1 pseudogene is annotated in these 237 nt (G+C 46.8%); it reads left to right on the top strand.

Going from position 1 to position 237, the window contains the following annotated elements:
- Window positions 1-237 (top strand): annotated as a pseudogene (locus tag ACNG5D_RS16200) (hypothetical protein); the annotation flags it as partial.

Below are 237 nucleotides of genomic sequence, written 5' to 3'. Positions count from 1 at the left end.
ATCCGAGTACACCAACAGTACCAACTGGTACATCCGATGAAAACGATCCATGTAGCCCAGTAGGCATCAATACAACCGATAGTGATGGTGATGGTTTAACGGATTGTGAGGAAACTACAGGTATAGACGATCCGAGTACGCCAACAGTACCAACAGGTACCTCCGATGAAAACGATCCATGTAGCCCAGTAGGCATCAACACGACCGATAGTGATGGTGATGGTTTAACGGATTGTG

Origin of the sequence: Algibacter ulvanivorans, from assembly GCF_048381495.1 — a bacterium.
In the GTDB taxonomy this organism is placed as follows: Bacteria; Bacteroidota; Bacteroidia; order Flavobacteriales; family Flavobacteriaceae; genus Algibacter_B; species Algibacter_B ulvanivorans.
The sequence above is the reverse complement of the archived record's forward strand: the minus strand, read 5'-3'. Positions and strand labels throughout refer to the sequence as shown.